Raw genomic sequence first — 18,234 nt, 5'->3', positions numbered from 1 at the left:
TTCAGTGCCCGTCGCTGCGCGGCGGACGTGAAGACTTGCTGCGCGAAGGCGCCGCGGATTTCGCCGGCTTTCTTCGCGGCGCTCGCGCCGCAGCCTGCCGCGCCGCTTCGCGCGCTTCCCATGCAGCCAATGCGGCGCGGTAGCGGTCCATCTCCTGATCGTAGAGATCGAAGATGCAGGGATCGCAGCCACTATGGCAGCAGTCGTCGAGATTGGGGCGTTCGGGCGGCTGGGGACGGGGATCGTCGTCCGGACGCTGGGGCAAAGGCATGGGCGCTCGGGCGTCGTGGCGGTTCAGCGGCCAGTATACGGGACACTGCGCGGGAGAGTACGCGGGCCAGTACGCGGCAAGTGCGAGCGCGTGCGGCGCCGCCCCGGTCCCCGCTCGCTCGCAATCCGCTCAGCCGCGCCCCACGAACGGCATCTTCGTCGCCATGATCGTCATGAACTGCACGTTCGCCTCCAGCGGCAACTGCGCCATGTGCAGCAGCGCGTCGGCGACCAGTTCCACATCCATCAGCGGCTCGACGGCGATCTCGCCGTTCGCCTGCGGCACGCCGCGCGCCATGCGCTCGGCCATCTCGGTCGCCGCGTTGCCGATGTCGATCTGCCCGCACGCGATGTCGTAGCGCCGGCCATCGAGCGAAACGGTTTTGGTCAGGCCGGTGATGGCATGCTTGGTTGCCGTATACGCGATGCTGAACGGCCGCGGCGCGTGCGCGGAAATCGAGCCGTTGTTGATGATGCGGCCGCCGCGCGGCGTCTGCCGCTTCATGAGCCCGAACGCCGCGCGCGTGCACAGGAACACGCCGGTGAGGTTCGTGTCGACCACGGCGCGCCAGTCGTCCACGGCAAGCTCGTCGATGTCCACGGCCGGCGCATTGCGGCCCGCGTTGTTGAAGAGCAGATCGAGCCGGCCGTAGCGTGCGCGGATCGTCTCGAAGAGCGCCTCGACGGCCGCCGCGTCGGTCACGTCGCAGGGCACCGCGAGCGCCTCTTCCCCGCGCGCGCGGGCTTCGTCGGCGAGCGCTTCGAGCGGCGCGGCCCGGCGTCCCGCCAGCACGACGGCGAAGCCGTTCGCGAGCAGCCTGCGCGCGCACGCGCGGCCGATGCCGCTGCCCGCGCCCGTCACGAGCGCGATCTTGCGCGCGGACGTCGCTGCGTTCGCTTGCGTATCACTCATCGTTGCCTCTTTCGGTTGGGCCGTCAATCGAGCGGCTCGTCGTTGGGATGCGCGAAAAGCGCCTTCATCTGCTCCGACATCGGATAGTCGAGGCTCACGCCCGCCGGCGGAATCGGCGACTCGAACCAGCGCCGGTAGAGCGCGAGCGCCTCGCCCGAGCGCTCCATCTGCGCGATCGTGCTATCGGCGATGCGCTTGAACGCGCCGTCGCCGCGCCGGAACATGCAGCCGTACACCTCGGACCGGGCCGGGCTGCCGACGACCGCGAGCGCGCGCGCGTCGTCCGCATTGCGCGCGCGCGTCACCGGCTCGCCAGGCGTATCGTTCGCCACATAGCCGGTCGCGAGCGAAGCGTACAGCAGCGGCTCGTCCATCACGAAGGCAACGGCGCGGCCCGAGCGCACCGCTTCGACCGAATCGGCATGGCTCTTCGCGACGACGATCCGCATGTCCATCGCGCGCTCCACGTTCCAGCGGCGCAGCAACCGCTCTTCCGAGGTGCCCGCGGTCGTGACCACGGTGCGGCCCGCGAGATCGCCGAAGTCCTTGACCGGCGAATCGCGCTTCACGAGCATGCGCACGCCGTACACGAAAATGCTGTTCGAAAACGCCACGTCGTTTTCGCGCTCGCGCGTATGGGTCGTGGTGCTGCATTCGAGATCGACGGTGCCGTTCTGCACGAGCGCAATGCGGTTCTGCGGCGTGACGACCACTTCGCGCACCCGCAGCGCGGGAAGCTTGAGCGTCTCGCGCACGTTTGCCGCGATGCGCTGGGCGATTTCGTACGAGTAGCCCGTTGCGTGTTCGCCGCCCGCCATGTAGGAGAACGGCACGGCGGCCTCGCGCACGCCAATGACGATCGTCCCGGTGTCGCGAATCTTGCGCAGTGTGGCGCTTTCCAGTTCGTCGGCGCTGGCGGCGCCCGCAGCCGTCAGCGCGCAGGCGCTGGCAACCGCGCTGAAGACGGTGGCCGACCGCGCGCGGGCGGTACTGCCGCGACGCGCACGGCCACGCAGCCATGTGGCGATGCCGGTCGACCGGGCCTCGCGCATCAACTCGCTCTTCAACAGAGTTTCCCCCGGATCTTTAGTTCTCGCGAAGCGACGCGCTCATGGCGACGCTCCCCCACGCGCGATTGTACCGGCGGCCCGCGGCAAGTCGCCGCTTCGTCGCGCGAGCCGCTGCGCACGATCGCGTGAAAGACTTCGATATGACGCGGAACGCAATGAGACGCATGAGCGAAAGACGCCAGCGCGGCGGAAGAAAAAACGCAAGAAAATCGCTTGCGAGCTGCCCTCAAATACGGAAGTCGGCCGCCATATCGTCGTCGCTGCGCGCGACGATCGCGCCGCTGCGCGCCGCCTTGACGAACGCGTCGTAATCGCGCTCCACCTGGTCTGCGTAGGCAAACGCGTAGCCCGTGAGCGCCTCCGCGAACTGGTCGTTGCGGCCGATGTACGAAGAGATCTCGATGGCCGCCCTGCCCGACTTCGCATGCGCACGCGCGAGCGCCCATCCGCACAGTCGCGCATAGCCGACGAGCAGCGCGCTGTCGAGCAACTGCAGATCGACTGAAAGCTTCATGTCGCGCAACTGGCGCACGTAGAAGTTGCGGCCCGAAGGCCCCGTGGTCCAGCCAAGGAAGATGTCGCTCGCGGCCTGAAGGAGCCGCTGACCGTGCACCACGCGCGCGCCTTCGTGCTTCGGCGAATGCGATTTGAAGTACTGCGAAACGACTGATCGCCTGGCCTCCTTCACCTGCAGGAAGAGCGGCTTGTCGTGATGATCGACGAGCAGCATCACGAGGCAGCGCGTGCCCACGCTGCCCACGCCCACCACCTTGAACACGAGATCCTGAACGGCGAAGTGATCGAGCAGTTCGCGCCGGTCGGGCGCGAGTGTATTCGCGTATTGCGCATACATTGGCTCGATCAGCTTGCGCCAGTCGCCCAGCATGAACCAGTCGTCTTCGGGTTCGAACAGCGTGTTCGCGCCATGCACGTGAAAGAGCGCGGGCGGCGCGTCGCGGATCGTCCAGTGATCGCCGTCGCGCTCCGCGAGCTTTTCGAGCAGGTTTTCGTGCGTGCGGCTCGCGGCCTTCTCCATGCCGCGCCGGATCAGGCGGCGGCCTTCTGGCGTGAGCGCCGTTTCGACCATCCGGTCGAAGGTAATCTTGTCGTACCAGAGATCGAGCGCGCCGTACTCGGCGTAGTGGCGCAGGCGGTCGCGATAACTGGTCACGGCCGTCATCACGAGTTCCTCGGCCACGCCACGCGAATAGCGCATGTGCCGCGCCGCCACCACGAAGCTCGCCACGAGGCGCTTCACGTCCCACTCCCACGGGCCGGGCGCGACTTCGTCGAAGTCGTTGAGATCGAACACGAGCTGGCGCTCGGGCGTGGCGAAGGCGCCGAAGTTCAGCAAGTGCGCGTCGCCGCAGATCTCCATCGTCATGCCGGTATGGGGCACGCCCGCCAGATCGTGCGCCTGCAAAATCGCGCTGCCGCGAAAGAACGTGAAGGGCGAAACGATCATGCGCCCATAGCGCAATTGCACGAGATTGGGCACGCGGCCCTCGCTGTTCGAGCGCAACAGCTCGAGCGGATCGCGCCGGATGTCGCCGGTCTCCTTGTGGCTCGAACGTTTCGAGCGCTCGCGCGCGGCACGCCCGGCCGCCTCGCGTTCAGCAACGGTGCTCCCATTCATGACCTTCTCCGGTTCTTGTGCGGTCTCGCGGCATCGTGGCGACAGTGCGAAATGCAGGCGATGCGAAGCGTATTCGTCCTGCATGAGCGGCGGGCTCGCACGCAGTGCGTTTCGCCGCCTGCGTATTTAAGCGTGCGGCCCTGTTTCGTGCAAGCCAGGCGGCCGGCGCCGCCGCGATTGCGCACGAAGCACGCACCGGGCACGCGGCTCCTGTACCGTGCCTGGGATACGTCCCTGCTATCTGCAGGTTTTGTCCTCTTGCGGCGATGCAGCAGTCCTGCTGTCCGGAGAGACCACGCATGAGCCCTCGAATGAAGGTTCGGATATGAACGTCAACGTCTACTCAACGCTCGTCGTCGCGTCGCTCGTGCTGCTGGTTGGCCAATGGCTCGTCGCCGCGGTGCCGCTTCTGCGCAAATGGACGATACCGGAGCCCGTGGCGGGCGGCATCGTCGCCGCGCTGATCGTCTTCGCGCTGCACAGCTTCGCGCACAGAGACGTGGTTTTCGACACCTCGCTGCAGGCGCCGCTCATGCAAGCGTTCTTCGCCACCATCGGCCTCAATGCGAACCTCGCCAACCTGAAACACGGCGGACCTGTCCTCGCGCGATTTCTCGCCGTGGTGGTCGCGCTGCTCGTGCTGCAAAACGCGCTGGGGATCGTGCTCGCCCTGGCGTTCGGCGTCGATCCGCTATACGGGCTGCTGGGCGGCTCGGTGTCGCTCGCGGGCGGACACGGTACGGGCGCCGCGTGGGGCGCGGTGTTCACCGAGCATCACGGGCTGCAGTCCGCCACCGAAGCGGCCATTGCCTGCGCAACGTTCGGGCTGGTCATGGGCGGCATTCTTGGGGGCCCCGTTGCGCAACACCTCATGAAACGCATCGGCACGGGGGCAGATGCCGCGAACGCAACGAGCGCGACCAGCGCGACTAGCGCAACGGCGCCCGACCCGTATGCTTTCGAAGAACCGAAGGCCGAACAGCCGACCACGCCGGGCGCGTTCATCGAAACGCTCACGCTCATCGCCATCAGCCTCGCGGTGGGCGACGCGCTTTCCGGACTGATCGCGGGCACAGCGTTCGAGTTACCCGCTTTCGTATGCGTGTTGTTCGTGGCTGTGCTGCTCGCCAACGCACTAGCGCTCGTGGGACGCCCGGTGGCCGGGCATGCCGTCGCGCTGATCGGCAACGTGAGTCTCGCGCTCTTTCTCGCCATGGCGCTCATGACGCTGCGCCTGTGGGACCTTGCCGCGCTCGCGCTGCCCGTCTTCACGATACTCGCCGCGCAAACGCTGCTCATGGTCGTCTACGCGGTGTTCGTGACGTTCCGCGTGATGGGCGCGAACTACGACGCCGTCGTGCTGGCGGCGGGCCACTGCGGTTTCGGCCTCGGCGCGACGCCCACGGCGATTGCAAACATGCAGGCCGTCACGGCACGTTTTGGCCATTCGCACCTCGCGTTTCTCGTGGTGCCGATGGTGGCCGCCTTCTTCATCGACATCGCCAACGCCATCACCATCAAGCTCTTTCTCGCGCTACCGCTTTTCCACTGAGCGGCGCAGCGCGACGCGCGAGGCGCGCTAGAATTGTCCGATTCACGGCGCGCCTTGCACTGCGCCCAATCTGCGAGCGTCATCATGTCCCTCACCGCCTGGTTATTTTTCCTGCCCGCCTGCTTCGCACTGAACATGGCGCCGGGACCCAACAACCTGCTGTCCATCAACGTGGCCGCGCGCCACGGGTTTTTGCGCGCGTTCGCTGGCGGCGCTGGCCGGCTCGTTGCGTTCGCCGCCATGATCGCGCTCGCGGCCACGGGCCTCGCCGTGGTACTGCGCGCTTCCGAGGCGATCTTCCTCGCCATCAAGCTCGCGGGCGCGGCCTACCTCGTGTGGCTCGCCGTGCAGCTCTGGCGCAGCGACGCCAACCCCATCGGCGAGGGCCTGGAAGGCGACGCCTCGCTCGCGCGCCTCGCGTGGCGCGAATGCCTCGTGGCGGCGGGCAACCCCAAGGCGATTCTGGTTTTCACGGCCTTCCTGCCGCAATTCGTCGACGTCGCGAAGCCCATTGCGCCGCAATTCGGCGTGCTGGGTGCAAGCTTTCTCGTGCTCGAATGCGTGGCCATCGCCCTGTACTCGCTCGCGGGCATGTACCTCGGCCGCTGGCTCACGCGCGCCACGGTGCGCCGCTGGTTCAATCGCACTTGCGGTGCGTTTCTGGGCGTGATCGGCGTGAGCTTTCTGCTCGTGCGGCGCGCCTGAACATCCTGTCGCGCGTCCGCTCATCCATAAACTGTCGCTGATGATTTTCGCGAGAAAGTTTAACTGTCGTTAATCGACGGCAGCCCCTATGCTCAAACCATCGTCCGGCGTCGCGGCGAGCGGGAAGCTTTTCCCAAATGCTCGCGACGCGTCGTGAAAAAACGCTGCACCGGACACGCGGTTTTCAACGTCATTGGGGTTTCAACATGAAGATCTGCATTTTTGGAGCGGGCGCGATCGGAGGCATGATGGGCGTGCAACTCGCGCGCGCGGGCGCCGACGTGAGCTTCATTGCACGCGGCCCGCATCTGGCGGCCATGCGCGAGAACGGCGCACGACTTCTGATGGATGGTGAGGAGTACGTGGCAAACGTGCGCTGCACCTCCGATGCGCGCGAGCTGGGCGTGCAGGACGTCGTGATCGTCACGCTCAAGGCGCATTCGGTGGCGGGCGTGATCGACGCGATGCAGCCGCTGATCGGCAAGCACACCGCGATCGTTACGGGCACCAACGGCATTCCCTACTGGTATTTCTACCAGCATGGCGGCAAGTTTGCGGGCACCCGGCTCGAAAGCATCGACCCGGACGGCTCGCAATGGACCCGCCTCACGCCCGAGCGCGCGATCGGCTGTGTGCTCTATCCGGCCGCCGAAATCGAGGCGCCCGGCGTGATCCGCCATGTATACGGCAAGAAGTTTCCCATTGGCGAGCCCTCGGGCGAGCGCACGCCGCGCATCGTCGCGCTGCACGAAATCATGCAGGCCGCAGGCTTCGACGCGCCGATCCGCGAAAACATCCGCGATGAAATCTGGCTCAAGCTGTGGGGCAATCTCTGCTTCAATCCGATCAGCGCGCTCACGCATGCCACGCTCGACGTCATCACCAGCGACCCGGCCACGCGCGCCGTCGCCCGCACGATGATGCTCGAAGGCAAGCGCATTGCCGAGCAGTTCGGCGTGAACTTCCGGGTGGACGTGGAGCGTCGCATCGACGGCGCGGGCGCAGTGGGCGCGCACAAGACCTCGATGCTCGTCGACCTCGAAACCGGCCGGCCGATGGAAATCGATCCCCTGCTCACCGTAGTTCAGGAGATGGGCAGGCTGGTAGGGGAGCCGACGCCGACCATCGACACGGTGCTCGCACTCGTGAAGCAGCGCGAACGCATGGCGATGCAGGCCGCGTGAGCGACAGAGAACGGGCGGCGCTTGCGCCGCCCTTCTTTTGCACTGCTGCTGGTGCCGGAAAAAGCAAAACGGATCGTCATGAACGATCCGTTTTGCGTTGGAAGAGCAGGAACCGCGCTATTCGATGCGGGCGTGCGTGAGGGTGACCTGAAGCGGCGGCGGCGCATCGGGGCCGCGCAAGGCCACGCGCATCGGCGCGCCATTCGCGCCGCGTGCGGGCGAGCCGTCGATCAACGTTTCCACGGCTTCCGTGTCCGAAGACGACGCGTGCGATGCATCCGCAACCCAGCCTTCCCGTACTGAGGCATCCTGGACTGAGCCGTCCGCCATGAATTGCGACCAGGCGGCCTGAGCGCACGGCCGAAGCGAACGATGCCGACGGCGCACGAGCATCGTCGTCACGTTCACGACGGGATGCAGCAAGCGCGCGACGAGCGGCCCCGCCGGCGCGGGCCAATGGCACGCGACGCGCGCGCCCTCGACGCATACCGGCAGTACGCCGATGCCCATGCCGAGCTGCGCCATGCGCGCCACGCCCGCCACATGCGCGAACTCCTGCAACGGTCTGCCTTCGGGCCGCAGGCCGTCGAGCGCGCGCATCACGGCACCACGGCAACCCGCGTCGCGATTGAGCGTGACGAGCGGTTCGCGCGCGAGGTCGTCCCAGCGCAACGCACCTTGCAGCGCGAGCGGATGATGCGCCGGCAACAACGCGCAAAGCGGCGTGGCCGAGAGCGGCTGCACATCGAGACTGCCGCTCGCGAACGGCACGCATTCCGCGATCACGCCGAAGTCGGCTTCGCCCTGCTCGACCGCCTGCAGCACGGCTGCCTGCGGCAAGTCCTGCAATTGCAGCGTGAGCGATGGAAAGGCGGCCTGACAGCGCGCGAGCGCCGCGGGCACCCAGGTCGACGAAAGCACCGGGTTGCTCGCCACGAGCACGACGCCACTGTGCGCCTGGTGCGCGTCGCGGCCCTCGCTGAGCGCCATGTCGATCTCGTCGAGCAGGCGGCCGATGCGCCGCTCGAAGCCGCTGCCCGCGACCGTGAGTTCCACCTGGCGCGTGGTGCGATCAAAGAGCTTGAGCTCGATCGCCTCTTCCAGTTCGCGCACGCAGCGGCTCACAGCCGACTGCGTGAGCCCGAACTCGCGCGCGGCTCGCGTAAAGCTGCGCGCCCGCGCCACCGCAACGAACACCTTGAGCTGCTGGAGGGAGACGTTCATCGACATGGCGCGGACGAGCCTCATTCGCCGCTTTGGCTGGACCAGGGCTGCAGACCTGCGCCCGTATTGGCAGCCAGCGTCGCGGAGGGCTCGTTGCCCGCTTCGCTGGTCACGCCGCTGCTTTGCTCGATCAGGCGCTTGCGCATCGGCGCGAGGATGAACTTGGCGCTCACGCCCGCCGCGATCGTGATGACCGCGGCCGCGATGAACACGGCGCTCCAGCCACCCGTGGCGGAGAGCACGGAGGCCACCGGCACGAGCAGCGCCGCGGTGCCCTTTGCGGTGTACAGCGTGCCGGCGTTCGACGCGGCGTACTTGCTGCCGAAAGTGTCCGCGCAGATGGCCGGGAAGATCGAGAAAATCTCACCCCAAAACAGGAAGATGAGCGCGGCGAACGTCATGAACGCATACGGGTTGGTGCCGAACTGCATCATGCCGAGCAGCGCGAGCCCCTCGCCCACGAAGATCAGGAACATCGCGTTTTCGCGGCCGATCTTGTCGGAGATGAAGCCGCAAAGCGGACGCGTGAAGCCGTTGCAGATGTTGTCGATTGAGAGCGTGAGCGTGAGCAGCGGCAGCGTCATGCCGAACACCGTCATCGGAATGCGCGCGAGGCCCCAGTCCTTCGCGATGGGCCCGATCTGCGCCGTTGCCATGAGGCCGCCAGCGGCAACCGCAACGAAGCAGACGTAGATCAGCCAGAACACCGGCTGCTTGACCATCTGCCCCGGCGTGTAGTCGACGCGCGAAACGAGACGGCGGCCAGCCGCGGCGAAGGGGCGCGGCGAGGGCTTCACGAGCAGGAACGACAGCACGAGAATCGATACGCCCTGGAGCACACCGAAGAAGAAGAACGTGTGCTCGTAGCCGGAGCGCGTGATCATGTTCGCAATGGGGATCACGGTCACGGCGGCGCCGGCGCCGAACCCGGCGGCCGTGAGGCCCGCGGCGAGGCCGCGGCGGTCCGGGAACCACTTGAGCGCGTTGCCCACGCAGGTGCCGTACACGCCGCCCGCGCCGATGCCGGCGATCACCGCCGAAACGTAGAGCATCGGCAGCGTCGTGACGTACGAGTTGATGACCCATGCGAGGCCCGCGCAAACCGCACCGCCCGCCACGACTGGACGGGGGCCGAACTTGTCGACTAGCCAGCCTTCGACCGGCACGAGCCACGTCTCAGTCAGAATGAAGATCGAGAACGCCAGTTGAATCTCGGCCTGGCCCCAATGATGCCGCGAGTTCATCGGGGCGACGAACAGCGTCCATGCGTACTGCAGATTGGCAACGAGCGCCATGCATAGCATGCCCACGACCAACTGAAACCAGCGGTTCTTCCAGAACGGACCGCTCTCGCTCCTCTGACTGATTGCACTCATCTCGCTTGTCTCCACTATCTATTCATTGCAGCCTGCATGATTACGGGTCTGCATAAATCAAGACTTATCGTTTTATCTTTGCGCTTCGCTGCACTGCGTTTTATTCATCGGAATGAATGAAACAATCCAAATGCCAATTCGGCAGCCCTCATTCACCCGACCATACGACATGTCCCTGAAACATCATGAAAAAAGGCCTTTTCTACGCGTTGTCCCTTATGAAACCGGACTTCCGAGCGTTAACCCCAACCTCTCCCAACGCGTTGCCCCGGCATTCGGACGCCTTTCAACTCATGCTAGGGTGATTGCTGAATTACTCACAATTAAAGTTTGTTATTATGTGCATTCAGTTTTCTTTATGGTTCGGCCATGACGATGCGAAACGCCACGCTGCGCCAGCTCAAGGTCTTCGAGACCGTGGCGCGTCACCTCAGTTTTTCGCGTGCGGCGGAAGAGCTGCACCTCACGCAACCGGCCGTTTCCACGCAGGTCAGGCAGCTCGAAGACCATGCTGGCTTGCCGCTTTTCGAGCAGCTCGGCAAGAAGATCTATCTCACGCCGGCGGGCACGGAAATGCTCCACTACAGCCGCGCGATCATGCAGCAGTTCCACGAAGTCGACGAGGCGATGAGCCAGCTAAAAGGCGTGTCGGGCGGCAAGCTCAACGTCGCCGTCATTAGCGCCGGCGACTACTTCTTTCCTCGCCTGCTCGCCGAATTCACGCGCCGGTACAAGGGCGTCGCGCTCAATCTCTCCGTGCACAATCGCGAGCAGCTGCTCCAGCAGCTCGCCACCAACCAGACGGATCTCGCCGTCATGGTGCGTCCCCCGCACGCGACTGACGCCATCAACGAGCCGTTCGCACCGCATCCATACGTGATCGTCGCGGCGCCTACGCATCCGCTCGCGAACAAGCGCGGCATCAAGCTCAGCACGCTCGCCAACGAGGCGTTCATCGTGCGCGAGCGCGGCTCGGACACCTGGAATTCGATGGAAGAAGGCTTCGCGGGCAAGATCACGAACCTCAAGATCGCCATGGAGATCCAGAGCACCGAAACGATCAAGCAGGCCGTGATCGCGGGCATGGGGATCGCCTTTCTATCGGCGCACACCATCAGCCTCGAACTGCAGGTCGGTCACCTCACGGTGCTCGATGTCGAAGGCTTCCCGGTCATGCTCAACTGGTACGTCGTGCACCGCAAGAACAAGCGCCTGCCACCCGTCGCGCTCGCGTTCAAACGCTTCCTCATGGAGGAAGGCGCACAGCTCATCGAGAACATTACAAGAGTGTCAGAAGCGAGCTTGCATAAGTAAGGTTTTATGGTTTCGCTAGAAACCTTCAGGCAACGCTAATCCTTCGCGCCAAATCGCCGGCAATAGCGGCTCTTGCGCGTTCCGGCGTGTGCCGCTGTCGCCAGAGCGTCTCGGGGCGCCGCCTTTTCATTGGTCACGGCGCGGTATGGGTTGCGGGCGTCAGTGCGGCCCTTGTCGCTGGCGCAGCGTGCCGCCACGGCTGCGCCGTCGCCTGGGCAAGTCCCGCGATGCGTGATGAGACGCGCGGCCGCCGCCGTGCGGCGCGTCGCCCGCGGCCAGCCACGCGGGCTCGAACGCGCCGCCGCCGCAGGCCGCGACGAGCAGTTCGTCCGGGACGCCCGCAAAACTCGCGTTGAACATCGCACTGAAGCGCTCCCGCGGCGTCACGGCGGCTGCGCCAGGACGCGCGAGCCGCTGCCGGCTCGCGCCGCTCATGAGCCGCGCGCCCAGCGCCGCGTAAAGTACGCTCGCCGCGACCAGCACCGAAATCTCGAACTCGGCGGAAATGCGCGCGCGCACGAACCCGCAGCCGAGCGCAACGCCCAGCAGCAACGCGAGGCTCAGCATGGCGCGGTCGCCAAGGCCGGGCGGCACATGCCTGCCCAGCTTGCCGCGTCGTGACAGGTTCAGCGCCCCGCCGGCCAGCAGCGCGCCAATCGCCACGGCGACGAACAGCGCAACGCGTTCGTACGGACTGCGCTCAGGCTGCAACACCAGGCCAGCGAAGACGCCGATCAAGACGCTCGCGCCCGATACGCCGCCCAGCAGCGCCACTATCCGCACACGCCGCGTGAGGTCACGGCTGCGTGCAAGGGAAAATCCGCCCAGCACGCCGGCTTCGACAGCCACGGTTGCATCGGCCGCATGGGTCCAGCAGGCGGCCAGCACGCCGAACGGTACGGTCAGCAGCAACGCGATCGAAATCGAGGGAGCAAGCCGATGCTTGTGCGACGCTCCAGCGCGATCGACGCAGCGAGGCAGGTCCCACACGCGACGCGAGCGCACCGGCGCAAGCGCCGCCAGTTGCGCGAATGCGCAGCCGAACCATGCGAACAGCACGCCAGCGCCTAGCCACGCCAGGTCGCCAGCCAGTTGCACCGGCATCTCTCCTCCTCGCGCGGCATGTCCGCCGCGCGTCTTTCGTTCATGCCTTCAGTCGACACTCGAGTGATGCAATCAGGCGACGCCATGCGCAGTGATCAGCGGCTCGTCCTCAACGCACGTGGCAGCCAGTGTGTTGCTCAACGTGCCGATTCCTTCGATCGTGACATCGACGGTTGCGCCATCAACGATCGAGCCTACGCCGAGCGAAGTACCGCACGCGATGACGTCGCCCGGTTCGAGCGTCAGATCCTGCGAGATGAGGCTCACCTGTTGCGCCGGCGAAAACACCATGTCGTCGAGCGGATAATTCTGCCGCTCCACGCCATCGAGCCGCGTGACGACGCGAGCGCGCTGCCAGGCGAACCCCGAAACGATCGCCGGTCCCAGACAACAGAATGTATCGAAACCTTTGGCGCGGCACCATTGCGGGAAGTGCGGATTCTCGGTGATGAGGCCGGCGGCCGTCACGTCGTTGACGATCGTGTAGCCGAAGATCGCCGCCTCGGCTTCCTTCACGCTCACGTCGCGACAGCGCTTGCCGATCACGATGCCAAGCTCGCCTTCGAAGACGATCTTTCCCGCATAGTGGGCAGGACGCCGAATCGATTCCGCGGAACCGATCACCGATGCAGCCGGCTTGATGAGGAATAGCGGATGCGATGGCACCGGCTTTTCCAGCTTCGCGGCGAGCGCGTGAAAATTGTTCCAGAGCGCGATCACCTTGCCGGGCGCACACGGCGCGAGCGGCGTGAGCGCACGCAGCGAGAGCACCGCGCCAGTCGGCACCGGCTGATCGAGTCCTTCGTATTCGTGCAGGTAACCGTTCTCGACGCGACCGAACACGATGCTGCCGTCGCTCGCCATCAAACGCATCCACGTTTCCATGCTTCGCTCCCTTTTCAAATCGCGCCCGAAGCCCGCAGCGCGTGGATCTCGTCGTTCGTGTAGCCGAATTCGGCCAGCACCTCGTCGGTGTGCTCGCCGAGCATCGGCGAACGCGTGACTTCGGTCGGGCTGTCCGAGAGCTTGATCGGGTTGCCCACCGTGAGGTACTTGCCGCGGACCGGATGATCCACTTCGACGATCGTGCCGCTCGCGCGCAGCGATTCGTCGGCGGCGATCTCCTTCATCGAGAGAATCGGGCCACATGGAATGTCGTAACGATTGAGCACGGCCATTGCCTCGAATTTCGTGCGGTGCATGGTCCAGTGCTCGATCTCCTCGAAGATCGCCTTCAGGCGCGGCAGGCGCGCGTTCGGGGTGGCGTAGTCGGGATCGTCGATCCACTCTTCACGCCCGATCAGTTTGCAGATGCGATCCCATACGGGCGCCTGCGCGATGAAATAGATGTAGGCGTTCGGATCCGTCTCCCAGCCCTTGCACTTGAGGATCCAGCCCGGCTGGCCGCCGCCCGACGCGTTGCCGGCGCGCGGGACGGCTTCGCCGAAACCGTCGTTGGGATACTGCGGGTACTCCTTCATGACGCCGGTGCGCTCGAGCCGCTGCTGATCGCGCAGCTTCACGCGGCAAAGGTTGAGCACGCCGTCCTGCATGGCCGCGAGCACCTTCTGGCCGCGCCCCGTGTGCGTGCGCTGATAGAGCGCGGTGACGATGCCGAGTGCGAGATGCAGGCCCGTCCCGCTGTCGCCGATCTGCGCGCCGGACACCACGGGCGGGCCATCGTCGAAGCCCGTCGTCGATGCCGCCCCGCCCACGCACTGCGCGACGTTCTCGTAGACCTTGCAGGCCTCATAGGGACCAGGGCCGAAGCCCTTCACCGAGGCGACGATCATGCGCGGATTCAGCGTCTGTATGCGTTCCCAGCTGAAACCCATGCGCTCGAGCGCGCCCGGTGCGAAGTTCTCCACCAGCACGTCGCAGTCGCGAATGAGCCGCTCCAGCACGCGCTTGCCCTCCGGGTTCTTCGTGTCGAGCGTGAGCGAGCGCTTGTTGCCGTTGAGCATCGTGAAATAGAGGCTGTCCGCGTCCGGCAGGTCGCGCAACTGCTCGCGTGTGATGTCGCCGGCGCCTGCGCGCTCCACCTTGATCACATCTGCGCCGAACCAGGCGAGCAGCTGCGTGCAGGTGGGTCCTGACTGCACGTGCGTGAAATCGAGGATGCGCACGCCGTTCAATGCCTTGCCCATGTCATGTCTCCTTGTTTTAACCGTGGCCGGGCGAGTTTCGAAAATCGATGGGGTTGCGTGGGCAGAGGCATTTCGCGCGATGGCGCGACATCTGCGTCCTTGAGCAATACGGTATGTGATATATCAGAACGAAGCAAGAGGCAATTTGCTCGTCGGGAATCCACCAGGCTAGCCTCGGAGGCTTATCGCGCTTGGGTTCGGCGAGAGCCCAGCGAGTTTGATGCACTGCACACAAGGGAAAACCACGAGGGCACGGCAATGCTGATTTCCGAGATACAGCATGAAGAATGGCCGTCAAGGGCCGGATGGGTCACCGCTTGCCTAAAATTGATGCGCATAAAGCCGGTCAACCTCGCGGTTCATGCGCCAAGGCCGTAAACGGAAAACGGGAGACTTTCCAGTCTCCCGTTTCGCGCTGATCGACGTCATCGACGCGATCGAAGAAGCAGGCACAGCCTGCCTCAATCAAGGAAATCGCAGTTCTTCTCCACATAGGCTGCAAGATCGAGCGAGTGCTGGCGTACGAGCTTTTCCGCCAGTTCGGTGTCGCGCTTTTCCAGCGCCTCGATAATGCGCAAGTGATCGACGATTGAGCGCGAAGCCCGGTCGCTCTGCGAAATCGTCATGCGGCGAATCGCACGCACGTGGACGAAGATGTTCTTGATCGTGTCCAGAATGATCTGCGACTTGGAAAGTTCGACGATCGCCTGGTGGAACGCGATGTTGGCGTCCGAATATTCGGCGATGTGCTCCGCAGGCGTGCTGTCGCGAAAGTCGTCGAACATGTGGCGCAGCCGCGCGATTTCCTCGTCGGTGGCATGCAATGTGGCGAGACGCGCGGCCATGCTTTCGAGCGCCGCCCACATCTGGATCATCTCGACGATCTCGCGCTTGCTCTTGCGCACGATATAAATGCCACGGCGCGGCACCATGCGCAGGAAGCCTTCCTGCTCGAGCAGCGTCATGGCCTCGCGCACCGGCGTGCGGCTCACGCCGAGCGATTCGCTCAGTACGCGCTCGTCGAGGCGGATTTCCTCGCGCGACTGGTAGATGTCGGCGTCGGCAATGGCCTGGCGGAGCATGGCATACGCCTGATCACGCAGGCTCAGCGTTGCGTTGATGGGCTGCAGCGCCAGCTTGAGCGGCGCCGCTTCCCGGGTTGCTACAGCTTCAGTTTGTTCTGACGACATTGATTCCCTCTTTCCCGACCTGCGGACGGATGCGCGAACCGAATTGTGCTCCGAATTGCCATCCATATCGCGCTCCGAATCGACCTCGATTCGCCGGCTTTCCACGCGGCGCCTCACCCAAACCGGCAAAGCGGCCGTGCTGCGCAGCCTGCTCGATAGCGGACTGTGGCAGCCATCTGGCGATCATGACAGTAGCGGCAGCGCCCAGACCCACGACCGCTGCACCGAAGAGCGCGAGAGAAACGAAATCCATTTGAAGCTCCGCATGATTGAGTAATCGAATAACTCAATGGTATGTTGCATCGCGACAAAAGTCAAAATTCTGTATGTGATATATCAGATACAGTCGTTTCCACACAACACTTCGGGACGTCGTCGGCGCCCGCTCCCTCACTTGGCAACATGACCGAGCCGGATTTCGCCTGCTAATACCTAATGCTAGAGAGAAGTGGGTACCTGCGGCAAGGGCATATGACTTCGGAGGGCACGATCATATGATGGCGAAGGTCTAAACGAGACGCGCGCGCAACAGGAATTCCGACTGCACGGCCATGTGAGCATTTCCGGTTGACAGAGCAGACGGGCGCCCCGCACACTCGACCCATGCACACCGCCTCCCGCCTCTTCGTCATCGCAAACACGATGAATCATCCGTGGAAAACCCGAACGGGTCATCCATGGGGAGGGTGTGCGTACTAGCAGTCTGTCGTCACGCAAATCACAAGCCCCGCCGGCATCGACGGGGCTTTTTGTTTTTCAGGGTGGCAGCGCTCCGTTTGTCGGCTCCAAAACTGGAGAAAACGATGGATAGCGCTTTTCCGCCCGCTTTTCAGTCCGATCCGCAGGCCGCCGCACAGCCCGTTGCAGACGCAATCGACTTCTTCGACGACCCGTTGCCCGCGCAATCGATTCACTTCGCCGTGCCGCCACAGCTTACGCTCACCTGGCGCGTGACCGCATCGGCCACGCTGCGCATTCACGTGGCCCCGGTGTGGGTGACGCGCGCCCGCTCGCCTTACGATTACTGGCTCAAACCGGGCGAGACGCTCAGGCTCGAGCGCGGCGAGCGCATCTGGCTCAGCACGGAGGCCGCCTTGCCCGCGCGCGTGACGCTCACGAGTGCGTGGCGGCCACCGTTCGCCGGCGTGCGACGCGGCACGGAGCGCCTCGCGGCGTGGCTTGCGTTGCTCACGCTACGGCGCCCGCGCAAGGCGTGAGTGACGGCGACGCACCGTAAGCGACAAGGCACGTGAAAACGCCGGATGTGCCGTCCGACTGGCGCATCCGGCGTCGCAAGCTCAGTTGCTGGATCAGAACTTGTGCCGCAGCCCGAAGTTCACAATCGTCTGATTGGACGTGCCCGAGTAGCCATAGGAGCCGATCGAGGCCTCGGCCGGCATCGAGCCGCCCAGGCCATCGCCGGTATCGCCGCTCGCGTGCTGCCACGCGGCCGTCATGTAGAGATCGGTGCGCTTGGAAAGGCTGTAGTCGGCACCGAGCGAGACCTGGTGATAACTCGCCGTCGTGTCGCCATTGGCGTGCGTATAGCTGTAGCCGATTCCCAGCAGCAGCGCGGGGCTCAGCTGGTAGTTCATGAACCCCTGCCCGGTGTTGTACTTCTGGGTGTCGTGGAACACCGAACTGCCGTCCGGCGCGTAGCGCGCATTGCTGTAACCGAGACCGAAGGTGAACTGGCCGAACTGGTATTGCGCCGCCGCGCGTGCGATGGCGAGCGAGTGGGCCGTGGTGTAGCCCGCGTTGATCGGGCCGTCGAAGGTGCCGTCCGAGGTGCTCGTCCAGCCGCCGGTCCGGATGCCGTTCGTGGCCTGGCTGTTCGCCGCATAGAAGTAGCCGCCTGCCAGCGCGAGCGGACCGTTCGTGTAGTTGACCGCCGCCGAGTACGACTGCTCCGCGCCCGTCGAACCCGCGATGCCGCCAAACGAATACATGGCGGCGACCTGCAGGCCGCTCCACACGGGCGTCGTGTACTTGACGGCGTTGTTCACACGAAAGCTGTTGTCGTAGTTGTCGACGTCGCCGGCCGTGGCGAACACGGAGCCAAAGTAGTTGTCCGCCGTAATGCCTTGAACGAGGTCGATGAGCGGGTCATACTGCCGGCCCAGCGTGAGTGTGCCGTACTGTGCCGCCGTGAGGCCCACGTACGCCTGACGCCCGAACAGCCTGCCGCCCTGCCCGAGCGCGCCCGTAGACGGATTGAAGCCGCTTTCCAGCTGGAAGATCGCCTTGAGGCCGCCGCCGAGGTCTTCGGCGCCTTTCAAACCCCAGCGGGAGCCGGAGAGATTTCCATAGCTGCTGTTGCCGAGCGCCCACAGATTCTTGCTGCCCTCGGCGTGATTCACGTAGGTGATGGATGTGTCGATGGTGCCGTACAGCGTGACGCTGGTCTGTGCCTGAGCCACGCCAGCAACCCCGAGCGTGGCCAGCGAAAGGGAAGCCAAGGCGAGTCTTTTCACGTCATTCTCCTGGCGCAGTAGAACAACTGTCGACCAAAGCAGACTAACTCGGTCATCGAGGGTTGTAAAAGGATT

The 18,234-nt window shown here is 64.8% G+C and carries 17 protein-coding genes; 5 read left to right on the top strand and 12 right to left on the bottom strand.

Features of this window, described 5'->3' with window-relative positions; translation table 11 throughout:
• Position 1 precedes the first annotated feature (1 nt).
• From VSR34_RS18830 to VSR34_RS18815, 4 genes are all read right to left on the bottom strand, one after another.
• Entirely contained in the window at positions 2–271 is a 270-nt protein-coding gene (locus VSR34_RS18830; protein WP_081715799.1) for an oxidoreductase-like domain-containing protein, read from the bottom strand.
• A gap of 129 nt (positions 272–400) precedes the next feature.
• Entirely contained in the window at positions 401–1,183 is a 783-nt protein-coding gene (locus VSR34_RS18825) for an SDR family oxidoreductase (protein WP_051390722.1), read from the bottom strand.
• A gap of 23 nt (positions 1,184–1,206) precedes the next feature.
• The gene (locus VSR34_RS18820; RefSeq protein ID WP_238327595.1) at positions 1,207–2,250 is read right to left on the bottom strand and encodes a transporter substrate-binding domain-containing protein; all 1,044 of its coding nucleotides are present in this window, start codon (positions 2,248–2,250) and stop codon (positions 1,207–1,209) included.
• Positions 2,251–2,479: 229 nt separating this feature from the next.
• Complete coding sequence (locus VSR34_RS18815) at positions 2,480–3,889, bottom strand: DUF2252 domain-containing protein (RefSeq protein WP_028231327.1); 1,410 nt, start codon at positions 3,887–3,889, stop codon at positions 2,480–2,482.
• 325 nt (positions 3,890–4,214) lie between these two features.
• Here VSR34_RS18815 and gltS point away from each other — a divergent pair, with 325 nt between their 5' ends.
• The 3 genes from gltS (at position 4,215) to VSR34_RS18800 (ending at position 7,330) form a co-directional block, all read left to right on the top strand.
• On the top strand, positions 4,215–5,441 hold the full coding sequence (gene gltS / locus VSR34_RS18810; protein ID WP_028209761.1) for a sodium/glutamate symporter: 1,227 nt from the start codon (positions 4,215–4,217) through the stop codon (positions 5,439–5,441).
• A gap of 84 nt (positions 5,442–5,525) precedes the next feature.
• The gene (locus VSR34_RS18805; protein WP_028209762.1) at positions 5,526–6,146 is read left to right on the top strand and encodes a LysE family translocator; all 621 of its coding nucleotides are present in this window, start codon (positions 5,526–5,528) and stop codon (positions 6,144–6,146) included.
• Between the two features lie 206 nt (positions 6,147–6,352).
• Entirely contained in the window at positions 6,353–7,330 is a 978-nt protein-coding gene (locus tag VSR34_RS18800) for a 2-dehydropantoate 2-reductase (protein WP_028209763.1), read from the top strand.
• Positions 7,331–7,447: 117 nt separating this feature from the next.
• Here VSR34_RS18800 and VSR34_RS18795 read toward each other — a convergent pair whose 3' ends face one another.
• Both VSR34_RS18795 and oxlT read right to left on the bottom strand, forming a co-directional pair.
• A complete protein-coding gene (locus VSR34_RS18795) occupies positions 7,448–8,554 on the bottom strand; it encodes a LysR family transcriptional regulator (RefSeq protein ID WP_081715818.1) in 1,107 nt (368 codons plus the stop codon).
• A 20-nt stretch (positions 8,555–8,574) separates the two neighbouring features.
• A complete protein-coding gene (gene oxlT, locus VSR34_RS18790) occupies positions 8,575–9,930 on the bottom strand; it encodes an oxalate/formate MFS antiporter (protein WP_028209764.1) in 1,356 nt (451 codons plus the stop codon).
• Positions 9,931–10,299: 369 nt separating this feature from the next.
• Here oxlT and VSR34_RS18785 point away from each other — a divergent pair, with 369 nt between their 5' ends.
• Entirely contained in the window at positions 10,300–11,244 is a 945-nt protein-coding gene (locus tag VSR34_RS18785) for a LysR family transcriptional regulator (protein ID WP_028209765.1), read from the top strand.
• Positions 11,245–11,403: 159 nt separating this feature from the next.
• On the opposite strand, the gene VSR34_RS18780 is transcribed toward VSR34_RS18785, so the two are convergent.
• The 5 genes from VSR34_RS18780 to VSR34_RS18760 all read right to left on the bottom strand — a co-directional run bounded on the left by VSR34_RS18780 (position 11,404) and on the right by VSR34_RS18760 (position 15,938).
• A complete protein-coding gene (locus tag VSR34_RS18780) occupies positions 11,404–12,348 on the bottom strand; it encodes a hypothetical protein (RefSeq protein WP_342963187.1) in 945 nt (314 codons plus the stop codon).
• Between the two features lie 72 nt (positions 12,349–12,420).
• Complete coding sequence (locus tag VSR34_RS18775; RefSeq protein ID WP_028231324.1) at positions 12,421–13,233, bottom strand: fumarylacetoacetate hydrolase family protein; 813 nt, start codon at positions 13,231–13,233, stop codon at positions 12,421–12,423.
• 14 nt (positions 13,234–13,247) lie between these two features.
• Positions 13,248–14,495, bottom strand: a complete 1,248-nt coding sequence (frc, locus tag VSR34_RS18770) for a formyl-CoA transferase (protein ID WP_028209768.1) — start codon at positions 14,493–14,495, stop codon at positions 13,248–13,250.
• 461 nt (positions 14,496–14,956) lie between these two features.
• Complete coding sequence (locus VSR34_RS18765) at positions 14,957–15,685, bottom strand: GntR family transcriptional regulator (RefSeq protein ID WP_028209769.1); 729 nt, start codon at positions 15,683–15,685, stop codon at positions 14,957–14,959.
• Entirely contained in the window at positions 15,666–15,938 is a 273-nt protein-coding gene (locus tag VSR34_RS18760; protein WP_081715801.1) for a hypothetical protein, read from the bottom strand. Before VSR34_RS18760 ends, VSR34_RS18765 begins: the two co-directional genes overlap by 20 nt.
• Before the next feature lie 550 nt (positions 15,939–16,488).
• On the opposite strand from VSR34_RS18760, the gene VSR34_RS18755 reads away from it, so the two are divergent.
• Positions 16,489–16,902, top strand: coding sequence for a DUF2917 domain-containing protein (locus VSR34_RS18755; RefSeq protein ID WP_051381433.1), 414 nt, complete (start codon positions 16,489–16,491; stop codon positions 16,900–16,902).
• A 93-nt stretch (positions 16,903–16,995) separates the two neighbouring features.
• On the opposite strand, the gene VSR34_RS18750 is transcribed toward VSR34_RS18755, so the two are convergent.
• Positions 16,996–18,159, bottom strand: coding sequence for a porin (locus tag VSR34_RS18750; RefSeq protein ID WP_028209771.1), 1,164 nt, complete (start codon positions 18,157–18,159; stop codon positions 16,996–16,998).
• Positions 18,160–18,234: the final 75 nt, after the last annotated feature.

This window comes from Paraburkholderia sp. JHI2823 (genome assembly GCF_038900695.1).
GTDB lineage: Bacteria > Pseudomonadota > Gammaproteobacteria > Burkholderiales > Burkholderiaceae > Paraburkholderia > Paraburkholderia mimosarum.
Note: the sequence above shows the minus strand (reverse complement) of the source record. Positions and strands in the feature narration are given on the sequence as shown.